The following is a 23,431-nucleotide window of genomic DNA, read 5'->3' as shown; positions in this document are numbered from 1 at the left end:
CCTGTTTTTATATTCGAGGTTATTTAATATCTTTGGCAAAGTTTTGTGGATATAAGGCGCGTGCAGCTACGTCATCAAAATCTGATTTGAACTCAATGTCTTTGGCGATATTGCGAGCTTTATCAACCGCAGGACGAGTGTTTATACTGTCAAACCAGCGTTTGAGATTCGGGTAATTGTCTAACCCTGCTTCGCCCAATACAAAGGCGGCCTTGTCAACCCATCCCCAAGCAGAGATATCCGCAATAGAGTAGGTGTCTCCAACCAAGTAGTCACGGCCTTCCATGTGCTTATCTAGCACTTCGTAATGACGCTCTGCTTCACGAAGATAACGATTGATCGCATAAGCGTTTTTTTCAGGCGCTTTATGTCTAAAGTGCACTGATTGACCAGAAAATGGACCTAGGCCTGTCGCGACAAACATTAGCCATGACAGCATCTCGCCTCGGTCTTCTGGCTTTCCAGCAAGCTTGCCTGTTTTTTCAGCCAAGTACATCAAAATAGCTGTCGAATCAAAAACTCGGTGGCCATCGTCCTCGATAGCGGGCGCTTTACCGTTTGGGTTAATCGCGCGATACTCAGGCGTGTGTTGCTCACCTTTCAAAGTATCTACCGGCATCAGCTCGTAAGCGAGGCCTGTCTCCATAAGATACAAAGCCACTTTCATTGGATTAGGCGTTTGGTGAAAATAAAATTTAATCATAATACTATCCTTAAAGGGTGAAAAGAATTTAGATGTCCGTCGCGTAGCTACAATAAACATAAATGAACGACCGTTCAAGTGTATTTTGACTAATTATTTGTTTTATTAAGGTCAACTGTAGCGATAATTTTTATTAAACAGATTTTTGTGGTCGTAATAATAAGGCGAGTCCAATCGCGACAAAGGCGGCAATGCCAGACATCATATAACTGATACTAAAGTCGCCAGTAAGCTCTGCGAGATAACCTGCTGCCACTGGTCCGAGCGCCTGCCCACCCGAAAAAGCAAAAGTCAGTGCCGCAAGAGCACTTGCTGCCGCGGCAGGTCCGAAATAATCGCCAGCGGAGGCTGCCATAATGACAGGCACGCTCCAGACCACCAAGCCAAACAGAATGATGGACATATACAGTCCTAAAGTCCAATCGGTCAATCCGACCAGCAGATAAGCGATGCCCAGAAAGAAAAAAGCCAGAGCGAGCCCAAGACGTCTGCCAATGTGGTCAGAAATCCAGCCAAAGAGCATACCTGAAAAGACACTAAGCAGCCCAATCCATGCCCAAATGCCACCTGCAGTTGCTTCGCTCAGTTGATATGAGCCAACCATGCTAGTCACGATAAAAGTCACGTAAACCATATAAGTGGCGCCATAAATAGCAAATATAATGCCCAAATGCACAAGCAGCTTGATATTGCTACGCTCTAGTTTTTTCTTATTTTTTACAGGTAAGGTTGGGGTGCGCCCAAAGGGACTTTGATTGACATCGTTTGGGTGATTGCGAATCAAAGCGAAAGTAAGACAAGCCACTACAACATTGATAACCGCAAAAATTAGCCAGCCTGTCTGCCAAGACAGTAGTGTGGAAACAGGTAGGAGTTTTGGGACGACAAAGCCAGACAAAATAATACCAAACCCAGGACCAGCCATGACCAGTCCTAAGGCAAGACCACGGTGCGAAGGAAAAAACCAATGCGACATGACGCTCATCATCGGCAAAACCACGCCGCCGCTACCAATACCAGTGAGCACATAAAGTGTGCATAGTAGAGGGAAGCTTGTGGTAAAGGCCATACCAAGCATAGAGGCAGCAATTAAGAGAAGGCTGGCCGTCCCAGTAGCTCGAGTACCAAATCGAGGTAGGATGAGCGGACTTAAAATAACGGCTACGAGATAGCCTATGAGGTTAGTAAACCCCAATATGCCGCTTTGAGTATAATTTAATTCCAAAGAAGCCGACATAGATGGCAATAGCATTCCAAAGGCAAATCGTCCTAAGCCAAGTCCGCAAAACATTGCCACAGCACCTGTCGCAGCAACGATCCAAGCATAGTGTAGTCCACCTAATCTAATGGGAGGCGTGCGATCTTGGTCGTCTTGTTGAATGATCCCATCATGCATTGTGATTCTCCGATAAGTGGAGAAAAGCAAATTTTGCGATCATAGTGCTCATGTTAGATAGGTCGAATAAAGCGGTTATCTGGCTTAAAGTATTACCCATTTTACACACATCCTTTTGTGTTTAGGTCTCGTAGAATTTCCAAGCGACTGTGGCATGATCGTAATATAAGCAGCTTTTGCTGCTTCCTTAGCGACGGATATCAACTAGATCTCTCTGATCATCATCATGCACAATACAAACGAGTATAACTTTGCCTGAACGTTCGTTCAATAGGGTTTTACATAAGAAGCTAAATACTTCATGAATGACATAAAAAATGCCAGAACATTTGAGGGACTGGCATTTTGATTACTACTTCTACGGTATAGTCTTCATACGGATGTCTTTCTGCTATTACAGTAGTATTTTTCTTTGATATATAGATCTCTCAGTTGCTTATTCGCGTTCAAATTTTCAAGGCAACCGTAAGTATTAATAGATCAGTGGTTGAGCATTGAAGTTTGTAATCATTTCCTGCTGATACATTCATCCCAATATGGCGGTGTACCATAATAGTCTGCCATAAAATCAATAAAACACCTGATCTTGTGAGGTAGCAGTTTTCTATGGGCATAGATGGCATATAATCCGATAGGGGTCGGTTCATATTCAGGTAGCACTATGACTAGCTTGCCAGCATTTAATGCTTTGCTAGCAATAAAGGTCGGTTGCAACACCAATCCAGCGCCTTCAATGGCTGCCTCTACCAATACGTCGCCATTGTTACTCCGAAAAACACTACTTTCCTTGAGTTGTTTGGCTTTTAGGTATTTGAAAACTTGTCCCTTAGTTTCTATATTCATATAGCTATAATGCAAATAGCGATGCGCTTCTAAATCCTCAAGTCGTTTAGGCGTACCGTGAATATTAAGATAGTCGGGCGATGCGCATAAAACCACACGAATAGGTGCGATTTTCTTAGCAATAAGTGATGAGCTTTCAAGCTGTCCAATACGCAGTGCAACATCAAACCCTTCTTCAACAATATCGACTTTTCGGTCGCTTAGCTGTAGATCAACAGTGACTGAAGGGTAACGTGCTTGAAAGTCAGTGACCAATTTTGCCATATGCTTTAAGGCGAACGAGACGGGCGCACTGATTCGTAAGATACCTTTAGGGAGCTGCTGTAAACCGCCCAATTGCGCCTCCATTTCATCAATACTCAATAAAATCTGCTGCGCATGGATAAAATACTGGCTGCCAGCTTCAGTCACGCTTACTTTACGAGTCGTACGATTGAGCAGGCGAGTATGTAGCTGCTCCTCTAGTTTCGCAATATATTTGCTGACCAGTTGTGGTGAGAGCTGTGTAGTAGTTGCCGCCTTACTAAAGCTGCCCTCGTTCACCACCGCTACAAAGGTACGCATCGCATCGATTCTGTCCATATTACTTCCTATTACTAGTTAGTCGTCAAATAAATTATAAACGTTTTGTTGTTAATTATTCAATATTATCTATCTTACTCTTTTGATTTATTGATAGTAAAGTGTGTTCATTCCAATAGATCGAATAACTTTAAATAATAAACATGATGGAGTAATCATTAGTGAAAACGTCAATAATACATAAAGCTTTACTATCGAATGCTGGTGCAGCTGCTCTAATATTACGTATACCAATAGGTTTGATTTTGGCCGCCCATGGTGCGCAAAAGCTATTTGGTTGGTTCGGTGGCAATGGGCTAGCAGGCACTGCGCAATGGCTGAGTAGTATGGGTATGGAGCCTGGTTTGCTAATGGCGATATTGGCAGGCGGCGCTGAGTTCTTTGGTGGTCTTGCCTTAGTCTTGGGCTTACTCACACGACCTGCCGCACTGGTTGCTGCATTTACGATGTTAGTTGCGATCTTCTCTGTACATATCAGTAATGGTTTATTTGCCGCTGATGGTGGTTACGAATACGCCTTAGTCTTGATGGTCGCTTTGCTTGCTTTAGCCGTACAAGGTGGCGGTTCTCTTAGTCTGGATAAAGCATTATCAGAGAAAATAGGGTCGGTTAAATAACGATCGAAGATAAAACCTGCGAAAAATTGTGCTTTTTGAATCTCAATGTTGACACGTACCAGCGCTTTATTTGTCATTGAAATAAAGAGCAATGGGGTAATAGCTAATGGGTAATCAGTCACAGCCAATCAGCCCGTATTGTTTAATAGATAAAAAGGCTATCATAGGGCTCTTTAAATATTTGGGAATCAACGATGAAAAACATTTTTATTATTGGGTTGGCCACTATAGCCCTAGCAGGATGTAGTCTATTAAAGAGCGAAGCTATATCTGCTCCTCAAGTAAAAAATGAAGTGGCGACATCGGGACAGATAGAAACAGTTATTGCTTTACCTATTCGGCCAGGAAATGTCATGGCTACGGCTGATGGTCGGGTCTTTTCTACCGTGCATCCGAACGATGGTGAACAGGGAGTGCAGCTGTTTGAAGTTACTGGCACTAACAGTTATCAGCCTTGGCCTTCAAGTAAATTTCAGTCACCTAAAGGGCAGTATGGTGAAGCGACCATTGATACGCCACTAGGTATCACCAAAGATGATGCAGGTGGGTTATGGATTGTTGATATGGGTCAGCACATCGGTAAAACTCGTGTTTGGGGCTTTGATATTAAAACCGGTGCATTAATTAGCAAAATCGATATACCTACAGACATCGCACCAAAGAATAGCTTTGTGCAAGATTTAGTGGTTGATAGAAAGAACGGATGGATTTATTTGGCTGATATTCCCAATCCAGCTATTATTGCGATTGATATGAATACCAATGAAATACGTCGTTTTGGCAATCACGTCGCTTTACAACCTGAAGCTGACGCAAAAATGGTGATCAATGGCGTAGATATCATGCTAGGTGGTCAGCCGACAAATAATGGTATCAACCCAATCACGATGTCCGCCGATAACAATACGATTTATTTTGGCGCGATGAATGGTAAGTCTTGGTACAGCTTAGACGCGACCTTATTTAGAGCAAATGCCAGCGATGAGCAGATTGGTAAGAGCATTACCCGTGTTGGTGACAAGCCCGTATCTGATGGTGCTACTACAGACAGTCACGGAAACCACTACTTTACCAACTTAAACGATAATGGCGTAGATGTGCTTGATAATAAAGGACAGCTAACCTCGTTGGTACGAGACAGTCGATTCGATTGGCCTGACAATGTGTCTTTAGATGCAAATGGATGGTTATATGTTGCAGTCAATCAATTACACAAAACACCACAGTTCACTGGCACTGTCGATCAAGGCCAGCCACCTTACTATATCTACAGAGTGTGGGTAGGTCGGTAATGTAAATACAGGTTATCTTGTTTGGGGAGTGTCCTCAATCTGAACGAAAGCGACTAAATGGGCTAAGTCTTGCCAAGCTGCATCAAATAGTGCAGATAACATCTCAATATTATCTGCACTATTTTTCTTGCTTGGCTGCAATTTATCTCATTTTTATCACCATTTTCAAAATGAAGACACACCCTAGTAAACTAAATCATTTATTTTTGATGATATATCAAAAACTATGCTGCGGAGAGAGAAGAAAGCTATTACTGATAAGCCAGCTTGCAGAGCAAGACAAACTGGTGAGTAAAAGCCGACTTTATAGTCTATTTGTCATTTTAAAAAGTCAGGACTCATAAAGGCAGGGTTTGGATAAGTGTAAAATCCTTCGCCAGTCGCAGCACCCAGTTTGTTTTGATCGATCAACTGCTCTTTTAGATACTTAGCGGCCTTGAATCTGACCGGGTTTTGAGTCGTTTCAGCGGCTAGCTTAGTGATGTTGTAGGCCGTATTGATACCTATCGTATCCAATATGCCAAATGGCCCTACAGGCGCGCCAGTCACTATCATCCACGTCTTATCTATCGTATGCGGATCGGCAACTTCTTTGGCTAGTAATTGCAGGCCTGCGTCTATGAAAGGCGCTAATAAACTGTTCATTATGTAGCCGGGTTGCTCCTTATCCAGCGGTAGAGCCACCATGCCAATGGCGGTAGCAAAAGCAACAACATCATCAAACACTTTAGGATCTGTGCCAGGATGTCCCATGATTTCAGCGACATTATGCATCCAAATTTTATTGGCAAAATGTAGCGCTAAAAACTGAGCAGGTCTTCCCGTTGATTCGGCAAACTGGCTAGGAAGTAAGGTTGAGGTATTGGTGGCAAATATGGTTTTCTCTGGCGCTAGTTTGGCAAGCTTTTCATAGAATTCGATTTTAATTTTAGGAATTTCGGGAATAGCTTCAATCATTAGATCGGCATCTTTGACCGCTTCTGCTAAGTCTGAGGTATAGCTAAGATTTTCAAAGGTCTTGTCCAACTGCTCTTGCGTTGCTCCCAAATCTTTTCGAAAAGCCTTGCTCATCAATGGAAATTTTGACTTTGCTTTTTCCAAAACCTCATCATTAATGTCATAGACACTGACATTAAAGCCATGGAATGCGGCTTGAAAAGCAATTTGATAGCCTAGGATGCCGCTTCCAGCGACCGTTACATTTTTATACGTCATTGTATTCATTTCCTAAAAGTAGTGGATATAAGTCGCTAGATAAATGTCTAAAACTTATAGACCTATTATTAAGTCAATTTACTTTATTATTCAACCTTCATTTCTATAAAAATATTAGGGTCGGTCCTCAATTAGTTGACCATTACATCTTGGTGATGGTTGAGTTTATTTATGATAATTAATTCTTTCCGGTAATATTTGATAATAATCAAATTTAGCAGGTGCTACACTTAGATAGCTCTTTACTATGAACTGGAGAAACTCATTGCGCGCTATTCCTTATAAATCTATTGTTAGCGCACTATTACTCATAGCTGTCGCAGGTTTCTTAGTGTTTCGCTGGTGGCAAGGACCGCTGTTACCAAGCTATAAGTTATCTTCTATGCCTTTGGTACAGACGGTAGTAGCGACTGGACGTATCGTTGCAGTCTCACGTACTGAGATTGGTAGTGAAGTGGCTGGTGTGGTATTAGAACGACTGGTACAGGAAGGTCAGCAAGTAGCAGCTGGTGATTTATTGCTAGTTCTTAGCGCCGATGAAATTACTGCTCAAGTGCGTCAAGCAGAAGCAGAACTGGCAGAGCTGGTCAGTAGTAACCGTCCACAGGCAGCAGTGGATTTGGCCAATGCCGAAGTCGCATTGGCGCAAGCTAGCCGTAATGTCGAGCGGAGGCGTGAGTTAGCAGCCATCTCGGCCATTTCTGATGAAGAAATGGAGCAGGCAATCCAAGTGCAAAAACAAGCCCGTAATGACCTTGAAAACGCCCGCCTCAAAGCAAAGGCATTATCCACTGGTGGTGTAGAGGAGGACTTATTACGTGCCCGTATCGCAGCATTGCAGGCGCAGCTCAATAAAACGCAAGTACGTAGCAAAGTATCCGGCACTATCTTGACTCGTAATGTTGAGATAGGGGAGTTAGTACAGCCGGGTCAGAGCTTATTCACTATCGCTCTCGATGGTAATACTGAGATACGAGTACCGCTTGATGAGCGTAATTTATCAAGCCTAGAAGTTGAGCAACAAGCGGTCGCTATTGCTGATGCTTATCCTGATAAGCCATTCCCAGTACATATCAGCTTTATTGCGCCAAGCATAGATCCACAGCGTGGTACGGTAGAAGTGAGATTGGCTGTCGATCCTATACCTGAGTTTTTGCGTCAAGATATGACGGTATCAGTAAATATCGAAACGGATCGACGTGCAAAAGCGGTGGTGGTTCCTAATGATGCGTTAGCCAATGTCAAAAAAGACAATGCTGACGTTCTGCTATTACGCAATGGTCAAGTACAACGCCAGCAAGTGAGATTAGGATTGCGTGGGTTGTCAGCATCAGAGGTGCTCTCAGGTTTAAGCGCAGGCGATGAGATTTTGGTTGATGCCACTGCCTCACTAGCTGATGGCGCACGAGTTAGAACCGTTCAGCAAGCAGCCCCTTTTGCTAATACTGATACTGACAAGATAACGACGGCAAATGATAAGAGCCAATCAGTGGAGACAGTCAATTGACGGCTTTTTTTGGTAGATTTTGGATTGATGCAAACATTGCCATCAGTTTTTTGCGCGAGGGACGAATACAGTCACTGATGATTACGTTGGGAGTGGCAATAGGTGTTGCGGTTATTATATTTATCACCGCATTGATTCAAGGATTGCAGACCAACCTTATTGATAGCACCCTTGGTAGTCAGGCACATATTCGCTTAGTATCGCCAGATGAAGTCAACCTAATAGCGCCGCCTGTTGATGATACGCTACAACTGATACAAGAGGACAAGCGTCCGCAGCGCCTGCGTTCAATCAATAATTGGCAGCAAATCACTGATACTTTAGATCAGCTGCCTCTCTTAACAGCAGTGTCACCAAACGTATCTGGGCCTGGTTTCGTACGGCGTGGTGAGGCATTAGAGTCAGTGATACTAGTCGGTACTGATCTGGAGCGCTATCAAAAAATCATACCACTCAGTGAGTATTTAATCAGTGGCGAGCTACGAGTGAGCGCAGATAATGTATTGATTGGCAGTGAGTTGGCCAAAAACTTGGGTGTAGAAGTCGGTAGCAAGCTGCGCTTAGATAGCGGTCAAGATGATGATAGTAGTCGCGATAATAATTTCAATAATAATCTCAATAACAACAGCGCTGTAGTCAATATCGCTGGTATATTCGAGCTTGGCGTACGAGAGCTCGATGCACGCTACGTTTATCTAGACCTAAAACAAGCGCAGTCCTTACTAAACTTGCCGGGTGGTATCACCGTTATTGATCTGACTGTTGAAGACATTTTTGAAGCGGAGGAGATCGCTGCGCAAGTTGGACGTTTGACCTCGCTACAAGCAGAAAGCTGGATAAAGACCAATGCCCAACTGCTGAGCGGTCTGACTGCTCAAAGCCTATCTAGCAATATGATCGTAGGTTTTGTAGCGATTTCGGTGGCTTTTGGCATTGCCAGTGTGTTGTCGGTCAGTGTGGTTCAGCGTACGCGAGAGATTGGTATCCTACGAGCAATGGGCGCGACCCGACAGCAAATTTTGCGAATATTCTTGATTCAAGGGGCTGTATTTGGTTTGTTAGGCTCGATTGTCGGTAGTGGCGTCAGCTATGTATTGGTATGGTCTTTTAATACCTTTGGACCCAATATATTTACGATTCCAATATCGATAAACTTGATCTTAGTGACCATGTCGTTAGCAACGCTAACCGGTGTGATAGCCGCCGCTATTCCAGCGCGGCGAGCAGCGGCACTTGATCCCGTGGTGGCTATTCGCTATGTCTAATAATGATTCCACAGACACTCTTAACAGCCGTTCTACTAATTTTCTTAATAAGACGTCAACCCTTATGTCCAGACAATCTCACGAAGTCTTGCGTTTAGAGGCGCTCAAAAAGTCTTATAACATCGGTCAGCCTAATGAGATTGAGGTGCTTCACGGTATTGACTTAACTATTGGTACTGATGATTTTGCAGCCCTGATTGGTCCTTCAGGCTCAGGTAAAAGTACTTTGTTAAATGTGCTAGGGTTATTGGATCAGCCAACTAGCGGTGAGCTGTATCTGTTGGGTCAAGCAACCAGTGCTATGAATGATGCCGGTCGCACCGCTTTGCGCGGCAGTAGTATCGGCTTCGTGTTTCAGTTTCATCATTTAATTCAAGCTTTCAGTGCCTTAGATAATATCTTGATGCCTCTAACGCTAACACAGGGTCGTGCAGATAAGTTCGCTATTCAAAAAGCGCGCGAGCTGCTAGCAGCGGTTGGTCTAGAGCGCTTTGCTGACAGCAAACCTAACGAGCTCTCAGGTGGACAGCAACAGCGTATCGCCATTGCTAGAGCGCTTATAACTGAGCCTGCATTATTATTAGCCGATGAGCCTACGGGTAATCTGGATACCGTTACGGCCGGAGAAGTGTTTGAGCTATTCCGAAAAGTCCATCAGGAACGTGATTGCGCAGTATTGCTGGTTACTCATGATCCGCGCTTGTCAGCATCCTGTGATCGAACGATTAATTTGGTTGATGGTCGTATTGATAGTGATACGTTGAATAATTAAAAAATATAGGGTCTGTTCCACATTTGAATGTTCAACAGACCCTAATATTAGCGGCGTGCTTGATTAGATAAGTAACCGCTCATCATTACAATTATAGAGAAGAAAATTCAACTAATTTTATCCTACCATCATAGAGGAAGTTTTTGTGAAACTACAATACGCGAATCTCCCAAGTTAATGTCTACGGATTTGAAATCATAGGTCAGTACTATCGAAGACTCTTATAATAGTTCATTAGCATGGATAAGCGATGTTTAATAAAGCTGCTGATATTCTGCTAGCACTAACTCAACAGCACACCGCATAAACCGACAACAGCTATAACACGTTGAACAATCAAGCTGTCTTGCAGATGAGTGTTTAGATAGGTAGCAAACCCTTTGCCGACAGTATATAGACTTAGCATGGCAACAATCATACCGATAAAGAAGCCAGCAGTATTACTGTTGGCAGGAACTTCAATGGCATGTGCCGCACCATGGAACATAGCGAGTGCACCAAAGCCAACGATGGCTAAATTATGCCATGTGTTCACTGCTGCCTCGTTGCTTTGATTCGGTGCATGGTTAAAGTAGCGGCTCATAAGTGCTAGGGTTAATAATACGATAGACAGTAGGATACCGAATTCAATAAACGTGCTGTTAAGGCTCACACTTAAACTCAACGCAAACCCTGCTACCAAACCAATGGCTAATGAGGTAAAGCCTTTTTTGAAGCTGTGCATTTGGGTAAATAGCAAGCCCATGCCCAGTGCTAGCATCAGATGGTCGAACCCAGTCAAAGGGTGCAACATACCAGACAACATTGAGTTGCTAAATGAGCCCTCTGCTACTATCAAGCCATGGCCTGGGTGAGCAAATGCCAGTGTCGGTAGCGTTGCCAACCATGTTAGCAGTGCTAAGCCACTGACCATTGCCGTTTTGTTAGTCAGGTTTTTACGTGTCATGGATTGTGAGGTTTTTATGGTCATGATAAATCCTTAATGTGTAAGCTAATCGATATGATCACTGTCTGATAATCTGCTTATCATTCAGTAGTTTGCAGAACCTCTATTTATGCCATAGCATGTGGCATTACAGGCATGGTCTTACGCTATGTTTATCATGCCTTTATCAAGGATAAAAGCAACGATGTCATCAACGCCTTCACCCGTTTTCATGTTGCTAAAAACCACAGGCTTATCGCCGCGCATTTTTTTGGCATCACGTGCCATCACCTCAAGTGACGCGCCTACGTAAGGGGCAAGGTCGGTTTTATTGATAATGAGCAAGTCCGATTTCATGATACCAGGGCCGCCTTTACGAGGGATTTTATCGCCTGCCGAGACATCAATGACATATAGCGTCAAGTCGGACAATTCAGGGCTAAAAGTTGCTGCCAAATTATCGCCACCAGACTCGATGATAATAAGCTCAAGACCTGCAAACTGCTGCTGTAATTCGGCGATGGCAGATAGGTTAATCGAGGCATCTTCACGGATGGCAGTATGCGGGCAGCCGCCCGTTTCGACACCGCGAATGCGCTCAGCTGGCATGGCCTCATGACGCGTTAAAAATTCAGAGTCTTCTTTGGTATATATATCATTGGTCACTACTGCCATATTGACGTTATCGCGTAGGCGTTGACACAATCTCAGCGTTAATGCCGTTTTTCCTGAGCCTACAGGGCCACCAATACCTAAGCGTAGAGGAGAGAGCGTCGTGTCTGAATGTTTGTTTTCGACTTTGGGTGTCAGTGCCATAAATAAATATCCTCAATAAGTGTTTGGGTTATCAGCGATTAAGAGCGAAATAGGCGGCTATATTGCCTTTCATGCTGGCAAGACAGGAGCGCTAAATTTGGTAGGTTAGCGGATATTTGTAACTGTTTATAAAGTAGATTTAGCCTTGATATCGCTATGTCAGAGCTATCTGCCATTAACGGCAGCCTTTGAGCGTACAAAAAGCTTTGCTCGACGCGAGCAGCCAGTGGCTGTACTTGTTGGCTTAGTAGCTGTTGCAGCTGCCAAATGATTCGCTGTCCTGCCATTTGTCCAAGCGGTACAGTCTTGACCGCAGCCAGCACCATATTTTCGATTTGACCAAAAGCGTAAGTGGTCATGGCTTGTACAGGGTTAAATTGCCAGTGCGAGCTAATATGGGCAAATAGTGGCAAAAACCCATGGGCGAGTAAGCTATCAGGTACATTGAGCTCAAGGACATTATCAAGCCATGCGGATAAAGACAGAGCCAATTGACTTGACTCATAGACGAATTCTTTGGTTTCGCGGCTAGCGTGGTAATCTGCACCTAAAGCATCAGCAAGTGCGACGTCCTCAATCATAAGGGCTTCAATAATGAGCGCTAGTAGCGGTAGCTCATAACGACATAATGCCAGCTCTAGATAATCACTCATAAAATCCATGCTACTGCTTTCATCATGAATAAGCCCTGACTCAATAGCAGGTTCTATGCCTTGCGAGTAGGTATAACTGCCAATAGGTAAGTTGCTTGACGCCAGCATGAGCAAACGTCCGGTCACATCTGCATGATTCAAATAATTCATACCTTGTGGTGTACTAGCAGGATGCTGGGAGTGCGTGGCATGATTAGTCATGAGAGTTGCCGTGGGTGTGTGAATGGTCATGGTTTTGATTGTGATGACTATGATTATGACCATGGGAGTGAGAGAGTCCGCCTTGATTGCCTTTATAGGCACCCGTCTCTGGCTCAAATGGCGCTTGTACGGTTTGGGTATGTAGGCCAAGTTGATGTAACATCGCTTCTAAAACATGGTCAGGCTCAAAGTAGAGGGCAGTAGGGGTCAGCATTAAAGGCACATGGCGGTTGCCTAAATGGTAAGCGCCTTTCATAAGGTCAAAATCATTATCGGCAGTCACTTCGATTAAAGCTTGCTTGGCAGCCATAATCTGTATTAAATTACCTTGATAGTCTGCTAGCACACTGCCATTCTTAATGGTTTCCGTACGTGGCAAATCAACACCAATGGATTCTTGATGCTGGGTTTCTGCTTTAAAACGGCTACGCTGACGGGTATCGAAATCTAAATATAAAAAGTTTTCTGCCTGTTTTTGCCTATCAATAATCGCCTGTTGTTCAGAGTTGAGGGTTGATGGATCAAGGCGTTGCGTATAAATGTTCATAATTATATTTATAGTCCGTTAAAGTAGATTATTCACAGCTGATGGGGAATTATCAGCACGACAATAAAAAGCAGCTAGAATAAAAAGTAGCGCTGTGCCATCGGTAGGTAGTCGGCAGGCTCACAGGTCAGCAGCTCACCATCGGCATACACTTCATAGGTTTCAGGGTTGACCTCCATCTGAGGACAGTAGCTGTTAAACTTCATGTCTTGTTTACGTACCTGACGGATGTTGTGTACCGCTTTAATTACCTTTTCTAATCCTAATTGCCTATCAACACCCTTATCAATAGCCGCACTTGACATAAAGGTGATGCAAGTCTGCGCTACTGTCTTGGGGAAGCTGCCAAACATGCTGCGATAGTGCACAGGCTGTGGGGTAGAGATAGAAGCATTGGGGTCACCCATAGGTGCCGCTGCAATCAAGCCGCCTTTTATAATTAAATCAGGCTTTACACCAAAAAATGCAGGCGACCACAACACTAAATCTGCCCATTTTCCCAACTCAAGTGATCCTACTTCATCACTAATGCCATGGGTAATAGCGGGATTGATGGTGTATTTTGCGAGGTAGCGTTTGATACGAAAGTTGTCATTGCCGCTATCAGAATCCGTAGGACTTAGCATGATATTGTCTAAGGATTGCTCAGTTTTAGCTGATTGATCAGGAGCAAGGTGACCACGCTGGGCTTTCATCTTATCAGCCGTTTGCCACGTGCGAATAATGACTTCTCCCACGCGTCCCATCGCTTGCGAATCACTACTCATCATGGAGATAGCGCCCATATCTTGTAAAATATCTTCAGCGGCAATGGTTTCTTTACGAATACGGCTTTCTGCAAAAGCGACATCTTCAGCAATAGCTGGGCTTAAGTGGTGACAAACCATGAGCATGTCGAGATGCTCGTCAATAGTATTAATGGTGAAAGGGCGCGTTGGATTGGTTGATGAGGGTAAAACATTGGTTTCGCCAATAGCTTTTAAGATATCTGGAGCATGACCACCGCCAGCGCCTTCGGTATGGAAGGTGTGAATACAGCGGTCTTTAAACGCACCTAGAGTGCTATCTAAATAGCCGCTTTCATTTAACGTATCAGTATGAATAGCCACTTGCACATCATATTCTTCAGCCACGCTAAGGCAGTTATCAATGGCTTTGGGCGTGGAGCCCCAGTCTTCATGAAGCTTAAGCCCGATAGCTCCTGCTTCGATTTGCTCTACAATGGGCGCTGGTAAACTAACATTGCCTTTACCCAAGAATCCGATATTCATCGGAATAGCATCAGTGGCTTTTAGCATGCTGTGAATATGATAGGCACCAGGCGTACAAGTAGTGGCAAGAGTACCTTCAGCAGGTCCCGTACCACCGCCTAACATCGTGGTTACACCAGACATCAATGCCGTCTCACACTGCTGCGGTGCAATGAAGTGAATATGACTATCGATACCGCCAGCAGTCAAGATTTTACCTTCTCCTGCGATAATTTCGGTAGCCGCGCCAATAGGTAACGTCACGTTAGGCTGAATATCAGGATTGCCAGCTTTACCGATGCCACTGATACGACCCTCTTTGATAGCCACATCTGCCTTATATATGCCGCTGTAGTCCACAATCAGAGCATTGGTAATAATAGTATCGGCAACTTGCTCACCTATTAGCTGTGACTGACCCATGCCATCGCGGATAACCTTACCGCCGCCAAATTTAACCTCTTCACCAATGCTAACACTATCAATATCAGGCTGGTGATCAATATGACTGGTCAAATCATACTCAACCTCAAGCCATAAATTAGTATCTGCTAAGCGTACCTTATCTCCTGTGGTAGGGCCAAAATGTTCGGCATAAATACGTCGGTCAATGCGTTTTTTCGAGGTGTTTTGAGAGGTTTTAGGGTCTACAACGCCCATGACTTTGCCGGAAAAACCATATATGTGTTGATTACCTGCGATGGCAACCAATTCCACTTCTCGTGCTTGTCCCGGCTCAAAGCGTACCGCAGTACCAGATAGGATATTGAGTCGATAGCCAAGCGTCGACTCTCGATCAAAGCTCAGTGCTGCATTGACTTCATAGAAGTGATAATGAGAACCGATTTGAATAGGGCGGTCGCCGGTATTGATTACTTCTATGGTTTGAACGCAGCGACCAGCATTCAATGCTATATCGCCTGCTTTAATCTTATATTCGCCTACTTTCATCGTCATTTTTATTATCCTTAATCGTCTTATCGCATTAGCTACAATTTAATTTTAAAGCGTTTTTCGTTTTATACCGTTTTACTAGTAGGTTACATCGTTTCTTAGTGCGATTTATTACTAGAGCAGAGACATCACCATACACAAGCAAGCTATACGATGGGGTTATGTACCGTCACCAGCTTAGTGCCATCAGGGAAAGTGGCTTCAACTTGGACATCATGTATCATCTCTGCGATGCCTTCCATGACGTCATTGGCAGAGAGATAAGTGGCTCCTTCACTCATCAGTTGCGCCACGGTTTTGCCATCACGCGCGCCTTCCATTAGTAACATGCTAATGTAAGCGATAGACTCAGGATAATTGAGCTTTACACCGCGGTTTTTACGACGTTCCGCTACCATACCGGCTGTAAATAGTAAGAGTTTATCTTTCTCTGTAGGATTTAATTGCATAAAGCTTCCTTAATAATTATTGTGCTTTAAAGGCTATTAACCGTTTTTAATCTTTATAAAGTAAATGTACTAAGTTAAATGTACTAAGTAGAGTCATTTTGGTTTGATTAAGCATTGTTTAAGAATGCGATTAAGTGGGAGCACAAGATATTAAGTGTCCCAAATTCTCGGTCGATGAGGCTCAAGCTTGTACCATTTAGACCTGATAAGCTCGCGGACTTGGTAAAAGGCCTCAAAGCAGGCACGCACATCTGCCCCTAAATAACGGCAATTAATACCTTGAAAATTGTGAGTACAGTGAATGGGTAGTGACTGCGTATCAATGAGATTGCGTATCTCGGTAATAGTGGCATCTAAATACTGACCAAGCTTGAGCGGATTATTCTGTAACTCAGGCGCAATGACCTCTGTGCTAGGTATTGCCCAAAAAGAGCCATGCACATGTTGATTATTCAGTCCTAATGGTGAGGTAAACCAGCGCGTATTGGCTTGTTGGGAGGTGCATTCACTGACCAATAAATCACCCTCACGCCATACCTCTAAGCGGTTGGCATAATGACCATTAGCAAACGTCTCTTGATACGCTTGACGTCCGAACACCGCAATATCCCAAGTCAACAAACTTGCTGTCTTAGCTAAATAAAAGCGGTTATTCGCATTAGAGTTGGAATAATCGTAGTAGATGCTTTCTTGTGGTAGCCATTCAAGGACAGCGTGGTCATCGAGGCGGGCGTCGATATGCTGTTCTGCGCTGACGGTATTGTCGATAATATGGGAACAGGAGCTATTATTGAGAGGATGGTCAGAGTCGTTGCTAGTTGTCTCTTGAGTACCCTCGGCAGGTTTTGATGAGTCGCTGGGTCTAGAGGATCGTAATGATTTACGTTGCCCGTACCATTTACCGGCTCCAGGGGTGGTAATCACCGCATGGCTGTCAGATTGTAGGTTAAATTCCAATGTTAAACGGTCATCATCGGCGATACCAGCAGGAGGATACAATACATAAATATGGCAAATCCCTGCTTGGCTGTTATCAGTACTATCAGGCTCAGGATACAGCGCACGCTGCACCATTAGTGCGCCAGTATGGGCACGATGATACAGCCGAGTTTTTGCAGTATTAGAGGCGCAGTCGAAATGAAGCTGTAGTGAGGATTGCCAAGTCAAAATTGTATTTCCTTTTAGAAAGTGTCTTTTTATAAAGTGTCCTTTTAGATTGCCACCAACTCTTGAATGTTGTTTTTTGCCATGTCACATCCAGCCCCTTGAGCTACCACTTGTCCTCTAGAGAGCACGGTATAGTTATCGGCAAGCTCTTCTGCAAACTCATAAAACTGCTCGACCAGTACAATGGCCATTTCACCTTGATAACCCAAATCCCTAATGACCCGCCCGATGTCCTTAATGATAGAGGGCTGAATACCTTCAGTCGGCTCATCAAGTACCAGTACAGACGGCTCGGAGGCAAGCGCACGAGCAATAGCGAGTTGCTGCTGCTGACCGCCAGATAGATCGCCACCGCGCCGATGCTTCATCTCGTCCAGCACTGGAAATATATCATACAAGTGTTTGGGTACTTTACTTGCTTTTCGTTGAGAAAATTTCGCCATGCCAATCAGAATGTTTTCTTCAACGGTCAAGGTGGAAAAAATATCACGTCCTTGCGGTACATAAGCGAGTCCTGCGCGCACACGCTGCTCAGGCGTCATCTGACTAATGTCCTTACCGTCTAATAAAATTTCACCTGATTTTATTGGTAGGATGCCCATCAAGCATTTAAGCAAAGTGGTTTTACCGACGCCATTACGACCCAGTACCACGCTACATTCTCCTACAGGAGCGGCGAGGGTGACATCACGTAAAATGTGACTGCCACCGTAATATTGATTTATGGCATTAATTTCTAACATATAAGCACCTCTATTTTTTAGGTCTATTTCTAAGCACTACTATCAATTATCGACCCAAGTAAGTCTCAATAACGGCCTCATTATTCTGTACTTCATTCAACGTGCCTTCAGCCAAAATAGCGCCATTTGCTAAAACAGTCACTTTCTCACTTATGGCGTCAATGAAAGTCATATCATGCTCAACCACGATTAAAGTATGATTCTTTTTGAGGCGCAGACATAACTCAGCAGTATGTTCAGTTTCGGCATCTGTCATGCCTGCTACTGGCTCATCAAGTAAGATAAGTTTTGGTCTTTGCATCAACAACATCCCAATCTCTAGCCATTGCTTTTGACCATGAGACAACAGTCCTGCTGGCTTGTTAATCAGCTCTTTTAGGCGTATTTGATCAAGCGTTGAGTCAAGGGTATCTTGGATTTCGGCATCAATACGAGTAAACCAGCTTTTTGACACTCGCTTATCCTTTGGCGCGGCCAGCATTAAGTTATCAAGTACAGTAAATTTCTCAAATACGGTAGGTTTTTGAAACTTACGGCCAATGCCTGCTTCCGCGATTTCTTCGGTAGATAGTTTGGCTAAATTATGTACTTGACCGAAAAATGCACTGCCTTTTGTAGGCCGCGTTTTACCCGTAATAACATCCATTAAAGTCGTCTTACCTGCGCCATTAGGGCCGATGATGCAGCGTAGCTCGCCTGCCTCAATATATAAAGATAAATCATTGAGTGCACGGAACGAGTCAAACCACACGCTAACGTCTTCTAAATACAGCGCAATGCCATGTCTCATATCTGGCCCTGATTTGGGAACAGGATGCGCCAAACCACCATTATCTCCGTAATCTTCAGCCAAAGTAGTGACTGGTCGGGTAGGCGTGTTTTCTGAGACCGTTATGTGTGGTGTATTTTTAGAGTTTTTCATTGGATTATTGATACTAGGATTGTTTTTAACAAGCGCATCGTTAGTAACTTTTTTGGAAGTAGCAACATTAGAAGTAGCAGCATTAGTTATTAACATTATTCTTTTTCCTTTTTAAAACGATCAAGTACGCCAATGATGCCGTTAGGGAGAAATAAAGTAACCACCACAAATAATCCACCTAGGATAAGCAACCAAAACTCAGGGTAGGCGACAGTAAAATAAGTCTTAATCGCATTGATTGCACCTGCGCCTACGATAGCACCAATGAGTGAACCTCTTCCTCCCGCAGCCACCCATACTGCCATCTCGATAGAGTTGACGGGGTTCATCTCGCCCGGATTAATGATGCCAACTTGCGGTACATATAGAGCACCAGCGATACCAGCAATGACTGCAGACAATACCCAAGCAGAAAGCTTGTACCAAAGCGTGCGATAGCCTAAATACTGCAATCGATTTTCACTATCACGAATGGCACCGAGCACGCGCCCATAAGGCTGGCTCATCAGATAGCGTAGTCCAAGATAGGACAGTAGCAGCGCCAAAGCGGTCGTAAAACACAGCACAGCTCTCGTAGAAGAGGCGGTGATGTCATAGCCTAATAGGGTGGTAAAACCTGTGAAGCCATTATTACCACCAAAGCCTGTTTCGTTACGGAAGAATAATAAGGCGGCAGCGTAGGTCATGGCCTGAGTAATAATCGAAAAATAAACCCCTTTAATCTTTGAGCGAAAAGCAAAATAGCCAAAGATAAAAGCGACCAGACCGGGAACTAGCACCACTAGAGCCATTGCCCACCAGAAATATTGAGTGCCTGCCCAATACCACGGCAGCTCGGTCCAACTCAAAAAACGCATAAAGTCTGGCAAGCCTGTGCCAGCAGTTTCTCGCGTCAAGTACATGCCAAAGGCATAACCTCCTAGCGCAAAATAAAGACCATGACCTAAGCTTAGGATGCCGGCATAGCCCCATACCAAGTCTAAAGCCAGTGCTACCATGGCGAGCGCCATTATTTTGCCAATCAAAGTTATCCAGTAAGCAGACAGGTGAAAACTAGAGGTTTCAGGTAGTAAATGGAGCCAAGGTAATATCAGTAGCACTAAAAAACACAAACCAATCAAAATGGCATTACGTGGGGAATCAGATAATAATTGAGTCAAACGCATGAGGTTCTCCTTAATCCACAAAACGGCCTTTGAGGGCGAATAAACCTTGTGGACGTTTTTGAATAAACAAAATCACAAGAACCAGTAATACAATCTTAGCCATCACAGCACCAATGCCGATTTCAAGCACCGTACCACTGACACCAAGACCTAAAGATGCCAAGACCGCGCCCCATACTTGCCCAACACCGCCAACCACGACGACTAAGAACGCATCAATAATATAAGTTTGACCTAAGTCAGGTCCGACGTTGCCTACTTGCGCCAAAGCACAGCCAGCGAGACCTGCGAGACCCGAGCCAAGTCCAAAAGCCAACATATCGATACGGGCAGATGAAATACCAACCGCACGGGCCATTTGCCGATTTTGAGTCACAGCGCGCACAAATAGCCCGAAGCGAGTCTTGTTCAGTAAGTACACCAGTAGCATAAGAATAATGATGGTAAAGCCGATAATAGCGATACGGTTGAAGGGAAGTACAAGGCTAGAGGACACTTGATAAGCACCGCTCAACCAGTCGACATTGCTGACTTCGACGTTTTGCGCGCCAAATATCATCCGAACCAACTGCATAAGAATCAGACTGACACCGAAAGTTGCCAGTAAGGTTTCAAGCTCACGACCATAAAGCGGGCGAATAATGATTCGTTCGATAATCATGCCGATAATGGCACTGACTAAGAAAGCGACGGGTATAGCAGCAACTAGATACCATCCAGTCATACTAGGGAAATACGCTTGAAAGAGATTTTGCACCATATAAGTGGCGTAAGCGCCAATCATAATGAGCTCACCGTGAGCCATATTGATGACACCCAGTAGCCCAAAAGTAATGGCCAGCCCTAATGCCGCGAGTAGTAAGATACTTGCCGTACTAAGCCCCGTGAATAGATGACCTATCCAAGTACTGATGGTAATGCGCTGCTCAATACTATCCTCAGCGTCTAACAGCGCAGATTTGAGCACAGGATCGATATTATCTGCCGCCAATGCTTTTTTGACATCAACTAAGACTTGTGGACTATCGCTATCAGCAAGCACGGTAAGCGCGGCAATTTGGGTAGTGACGTCGCCATCTCTAAAATCAATCCTCGCTTGTAAAGTACTCAACGCCGTTTTGACGTCGTCGTCTTCCTCATTAGTGGCAGCAGTACTTATGAGTGCTGGATCTAGCTGTTCGATATTGTCCGCTAAGATGGCGACTGCCTGCACACGTTGTGTAGGATCGTTTGACTCAAGCTTAACCTTGGCTTGTCCAAAGACTAAGGCTGAGCGTAGCGTATTGGTCAAAGTCACTTGCGCCAAGTCACTCGGCCACTCGGTGGTCAGCTGCTTAGCAGGATAAGTAAATAGCTCATCTTCGCTGTTAAGTAGATAAGTTTGCCCACCATTACCTTGGTAGAGCTCATCGTTTTTTATCAGCTCAACTAAAGTATCCAAACTCTCAACTGACCCCGGCCACTGATTGAGCATGGTTTGGCGCTTGGTGAAGTCAGCAGCAACGAACTGCTCGATAGCATCTCCTTTACTTACCGCAAGATTAGCAGGCGTAGTCAGAGACTGCTTGTTTTGAGCAAGTAAGGTGTCGTCTTGAGCAAGTAAGGTCTCTTCACTTACAGCATTGGATGTCGCTGCCACAGTATTAGTAGATAGTTTCTCGCCGTGGTTGTGTACTGCTGGTGTCTCGTGAGCATGAGCAGGCGATGTGATAGCAATGAGAAGGAGTAAAGATAGTAAGGCGATGACAAAAGTCTTATTAGAATAATTGGCTTGCGCGTCACTTTTATAATAGGAAGGAGAATGTGACATGATGGTTCCTTTTTTGCAGTCAACACTCCTCTAACCTCTACTGAAAACTGTTTTATCAGTAGAGGAGCTAAAGGGTTGCTGGTATTGATACCATTAAGGGGCTAAGGAGTAGGGACTAAGGCTTGGGTGACCATAACCTTATTTAGGAATGTACTGACTCCATGGCTCAGCACGAATGACTTTTGGCGTTTTGCTGATCACATCGAACTGACCATCGGCACGGATTTGACCGATCATGACAGGCTTCCATAAGTGATGGTTTTCCTCATCCATTTTTAATGTATACCCTGATGGCGCGTCAAAAGTCTGACCTCCCATACTAATACGCACTTTATCGACATTAGTGGTACCTGCTTTTTCGACTGCTTGTTTCCACATATTGATACCCACGTAGGTGGCTTCCATAGGATCATTGGTCACGACCTTTTCAGCATTCGGTAGCTTATGATCTAGCGCATATTTCTTATACTTTTTGGTGAAGCCGCTATTGACAGGATTTTTAACCGACATAAAGTAGTTCCATGATGCCAAATGCCCTTGCAATAAGCTGGTATCGATACCACGAAGTTCTTCTTCTCCTACTGAGAACGCCATGACTGGGATATCAGAGGCTTTAATACCTTGGTTGGCAAGCTCGCGATAAAAGGGTACATTTGAGTCCCCATTGATGGTAGAGATAACTGCCGTCTTTTTACCGGTCGAGAAGCTTTTAATATTACCCACGATGGTCTGATAGTTGCTAAAACCGAAAGGGGTGTACTCTTCCATGATGTCTGTTTCAGCGACGCCTTTAGACTTCAAAAAAGCACGCAGTATCTGGTTAGTAGTCCGAGGATAGACATAATCTGTGCCAAGTAAGACAAAGCGTTCTGCACTACCACCCTCTGGACTCATTAAGTATTCAACAGCAGGAATAGCTTGCTGATTGGGAGCTGCCCCAGTGTAGAAAATGTTTTCTGACTGCTCTTGACCCTCGTACTGCACGGGGTAAAACATGAGACCATTTAATTCTTCAACGACAGGTAGCACGGACTTACGTGACACCGATGTCCAACCACCAAATATGACATCCACTTTGTCTTGAGTTAATAGCTGACGAGCTTTTTCAGCGAATAACGGCCAATCAGAAGCGGGGTCTACGACGATTGGCTCTAGCTGCTTACCCAACACACCGCCATTGGCATTAATTTCATCAATGGTCATGAGGGCAGTATCTTTTAATGAGGTTTCAGAGATGGCCATCGTTCCAGATAAAGAATGCAAGATGCCAACTTTGATGGTGTCACCATCTGCCGCAGGGGTAGTAGTCGTCTCAGCTGTTTCTGTTTTTGTGGCTGTAGAATTGGTTTCCGCGCTAGTTTCCGCAGGTTTTTGACAACCTATAAGGCTTAAGCTACCTACGACGGCTACTGCTAGTAGAGACAAACGTGATGTGAGTTTTGAGTCGATACGATAATTTGTACTTATAGGAGTAGCAGTGATAAGCGTTGGCAATAAAAACATGTATTTCTCCAAAAAGATAAAGTAGCAGCTTGGCAGGCCGAGTTAACAAACCATTCCTAACTGCTATTAATACTTCAATATTTATGCCATTCCAAAATACAAAATAAACGCACCAATATCGGTCTTTTTAAGA

General features: G+C 44.2%; 21 protein-coding genes. 5 read left to right on the top strand and 16 right to left on the bottom strand.

Annotated features, from left to right (window positions below; all coding sequences use genetic code 11):
- Nucleotides 1-19: 19 nt before the first annotated feature.
- From IOD06_RS12600 to IOD06_RS12590, 3 genes are all read right to left on the bottom strand, one after another.
- Nucleotides 20-703 (bottom strand): glutathione S-transferase family protein, encoded by a 684-nt coding sequence (locus IOD06_RS12600; RefSeq protein WP_194621145.1) that lies wholly within the window; start codon nucleotides 701-703, stop codon nucleotides 20-22.
- Between the two features lie 133 nt (nucleotides 704-836).
- Complete coding sequence (locus tag IOD06_RS12595) at nucleotides 837-2,099, bottom strand: YbfB/YjiJ family MFS transporter (RefSeq protein ID WP_194621144.1); 1,263 nt, start codon at nucleotides 2,097-2,099, stop codon at nucleotides 837-839.
- Nucleotides 2,100-2,606: 507 nt separating this feature from the next.
- Nucleotides 2,607-3,524 carry a LysR family transcriptional regulator gene (locus IOD06_RS12590; RefSeq protein WP_194621143.1) on the bottom strand — a complete coding sequence of 306 codons (918 nt, stop codon included), beginning with the start codon at nucleotides 3,522-3,524 and terminating at the stop codon, nucleotides 2,607-2,609.
- A 161-nt stretch (nucleotides 3,525-3,685) separates the two neighbouring features.
- On the opposite strand from IOD06_RS12590, the gene IOD06_RS12585 reads away from it, so the two are divergent.
- Both IOD06_RS12585 and IOD06_RS12580 read left to right on the top strand, forming a co-directional pair.
- Nucleotides 3,686-4,141 carry a DoxX family protein gene (locus IOD06_RS12585; RefSeq protein WP_194621142.1) on the top strand — a complete coding sequence of 152 codons (456 nt, stop codon included), beginning with the start codon at nucleotides 3,686-3,688 and terminating at the stop codon, nucleotides 4,139-4,141.
- A 194-nt stretch (nucleotides 4,142-4,335) separates the two neighbouring features.
- Nucleotides 4,336-5,433 (top strand): L-dopachrome tautomerase-related protein, encoded by a 1,098-nt coding sequence (locus tag IOD06_RS12580; RefSeq protein ID WP_194621141.1) that lies wholly within the window; start codon nucleotides 4,336-4,338, stop codon nucleotides 5,431-5,433.
- 318 nt (nucleotides 5,434-5,751) lie between these two features.
- Here IOD06_RS12580 and IOD06_RS12575 read toward each other — a convergent pair whose 3' ends face one another.
- Nucleotides 5,752-6,648, bottom strand: a complete 897-nt coding sequence (locus IOD06_RS12575) for a 3-hydroxyacyl-CoA dehydrogenase (RefSeq protein ID WP_194621140.1) — start codon at nucleotides 6,646-6,648, stop codon at nucleotides 5,752-5,754.
- Nucleotides 6,649-6,913: 265 nt separating this feature from the next.
- Here IOD06_RS12575 and IOD06_RS12570 point away from each other — a divergent pair, with 265 nt between their 5' ends.
- The 3 genes from IOD06_RS12570 to IOD06_RS12560 all read left to right on the top strand — a co-directional run bounded on the left by IOD06_RS12570 (nucleotide 6,914) and on the right by IOD06_RS12560 (nucleotide 10,192).
- Nucleotides 6,914-8,155 carry an efflux RND transporter periplasmic adaptor subunit gene (locus IOD06_RS12570; RefSeq protein ID WP_194621177.1) on the top strand — a complete coding sequence of 414 codons (1,242 nt, stop codon included), beginning with the start codon at nucleotides 6,914-6,916 and terminating at the stop codon, nucleotides 8,153-8,155.
- A complete protein-coding gene (locus IOD06_RS12565) occupies nucleotides 8,152-9,420 on the top strand; it encodes an FtsX-like permease family protein (RefSeq protein WP_227670053.1) in 1,269 nt (422 codons plus the stop codon). Before IOD06_RS12570 ends, IOD06_RS12565 begins: the two co-directional genes overlap by 4 nt.
- 64 nt (nucleotides 9,421-9,484) lie before the next feature.
- On the top strand, nucleotides 9,485-10,192 hold the full coding sequence (locus IOD06_RS12560; RefSeq protein ID WP_194621139.1) for an ABC transporter ATP-binding protein: 708 nt from the start codon (nucleotides 9,485-9,487) through the stop codon (nucleotides 10,190-10,192).
- Nucleotides 10,193-10,475: 283 nt separating this feature from the next.
- Here the strand turns inward: IOD06_RS12560 and IOD06_RS12555 are convergent, their stop codons facing one another.
- The 12 genes from IOD06_RS12555 to urtA form a co-directional block, all read right to left on the bottom strand.
- On the bottom strand, nucleotides 10,476-11,162 hold the full coding sequence (locus IOD06_RS12555) for a HupE/UreJ family protein (protein ID WP_194621138.1): 687 nt from the start codon (nucleotides 11,160-11,162) through the stop codon (nucleotides 10,476-10,478).
- A 117-nt stretch (nucleotides 11,163-11,279) separates the two neighbouring features.
- Nucleotides 11,280-11,933, bottom strand: coding sequence for an urease accessory protein UreG (ureG, locus tag IOD06_RS12550; RefSeq protein WP_189582284.1), 654 nt, complete (start codon nucleotides 11,931-11,933; stop codon nucleotides 11,280-11,282).
- 38 nt (nucleotides 11,934-11,971) lie between these two features.
- Nucleotides 11,972-12,787 carry an urease accessory protein UreF gene (locus IOD06_RS12545; protein ID WP_189582282.1) on the bottom strand — a complete coding sequence of 272 codons (816 nt, stop codon included), beginning with the start codon at nucleotides 12,785-12,787 and terminating at the stop codon, nucleotides 11,972-11,974.
- Entirely contained in the window at nucleotides 12,780-13,334 is a 555-nt protein-coding gene (gene ureE, locus IOD06_RS12540) for an urease accessory protein UreE (RefSeq protein ID WP_189582279.1), read from the bottom strand. Before ureE ends, IOD06_RS12545 begins: the two co-directional genes overlap by 8 nt.
- A gap of 74 nt (nucleotides 13,335-13,408) precedes the next feature.
- Nucleotides 13,409-15,541, bottom strand: coding sequence for an urease subunit alpha (gene ureC / locus IOD06_RS12535; RefSeq protein WP_194621137.1), 2,133 nt, complete (start codon nucleotides 15,539-15,541; stop codon nucleotides 13,409-13,411).
- A 143-nt stretch (nucleotides 15,542-15,684) separates the two neighbouring features.
- On the bottom strand, nucleotides 15,685-15,987 hold the full coding sequence (gene ureA / locus IOD06_RS12530) for an urease subunit gamma (protein ID WP_011513329.1): 303 nt from the start codon (nucleotides 15,985-15,987) through the stop codon (nucleotides 15,685-15,687).
- A 150-nt stretch (nucleotides 15,988-16,137) separates the two neighbouring features.
- Nucleotides 16,138-17,154, bottom strand: coding sequence for an urease accessory protein UreD (locus IOD06_RS12525; protein WP_194621136.1), 1,017 nt, complete (start codon nucleotides 17,152-17,154; stop codon nucleotides 16,138-16,140).
- 44 nt (nucleotides 17,155-17,198) lie between these two features.
- Nucleotides 17,199-17,897, bottom strand: coding sequence for an urea ABC transporter ATP-binding subunit UrtE (gene urtE / locus IOD06_RS12520; RefSeq protein WP_194621135.1), 699 nt, complete (start codon nucleotides 17,895-17,897; stop codon nucleotides 17,199-17,201).
- A gap of 46 nt (nucleotides 17,898-17,943) precedes the next feature.
- Nucleotides 17,944-18,915, bottom strand: coding sequence for an urea ABC transporter ATP-binding protein UrtD (gene urtD, locus IOD06_RS12515; RefSeq protein WP_194621134.1), 972 nt, complete (start codon nucleotides 18,913-18,915; stop codon nucleotides 17,944-17,946).
- Nucleotides 18,915-19,985, bottom strand: coding sequence for an urea ABC transporter permease subunit UrtC (gene urtC, locus IOD06_RS12510; protein ID WP_194621133.1), 1,071 nt, complete (start codon nucleotides 19,983-19,985; stop codon nucleotides 18,915-18,917). Before urtC ends, urtD begins: the two co-directional genes overlap by 1 nt.
- Before the next feature lie 10 nt (nucleotides 19,986-19,995).
- A complete protein-coding gene (gene urtB / locus IOD06_RS12505; protein ID WP_194621132.1) occupies nucleotides 19,996-21,795 on the bottom strand; it encodes an urea ABC transporter permease subunit UrtB in 1,800 nt (599 codons plus the stop codon).
- A gap of 138 nt (nucleotides 21,796-21,933) precedes the next feature.
- Entirely contained in the window at nucleotides 21,934-23,244 is a 1,311-nt protein-coding gene (gene urtA, locus IOD06_RS12500; protein ID WP_194621175.1) for an urea ABC transporter substrate-binding protein, read from the bottom strand.
- Between the last annotated feature and the right edge of the window lie 187 nt (nucleotides 23,245-23,431).

The organism is Psychrobacter sp. N25K4-3-2 (assembly GCF_015351755.1).
In the GTDB taxonomy this organism is placed as follows: domain Bacteria; phylum Pseudomonadota; class Gammaproteobacteria; order Pseudomonadales; family Moraxellaceae; genus Psychrobacter; species Psychrobacter glaciei.
The sequence above is the reverse complement of the archived record's forward strand: the minus strand, read 5'-3'. Positions and strand labels throughout refer to the sequence as shown.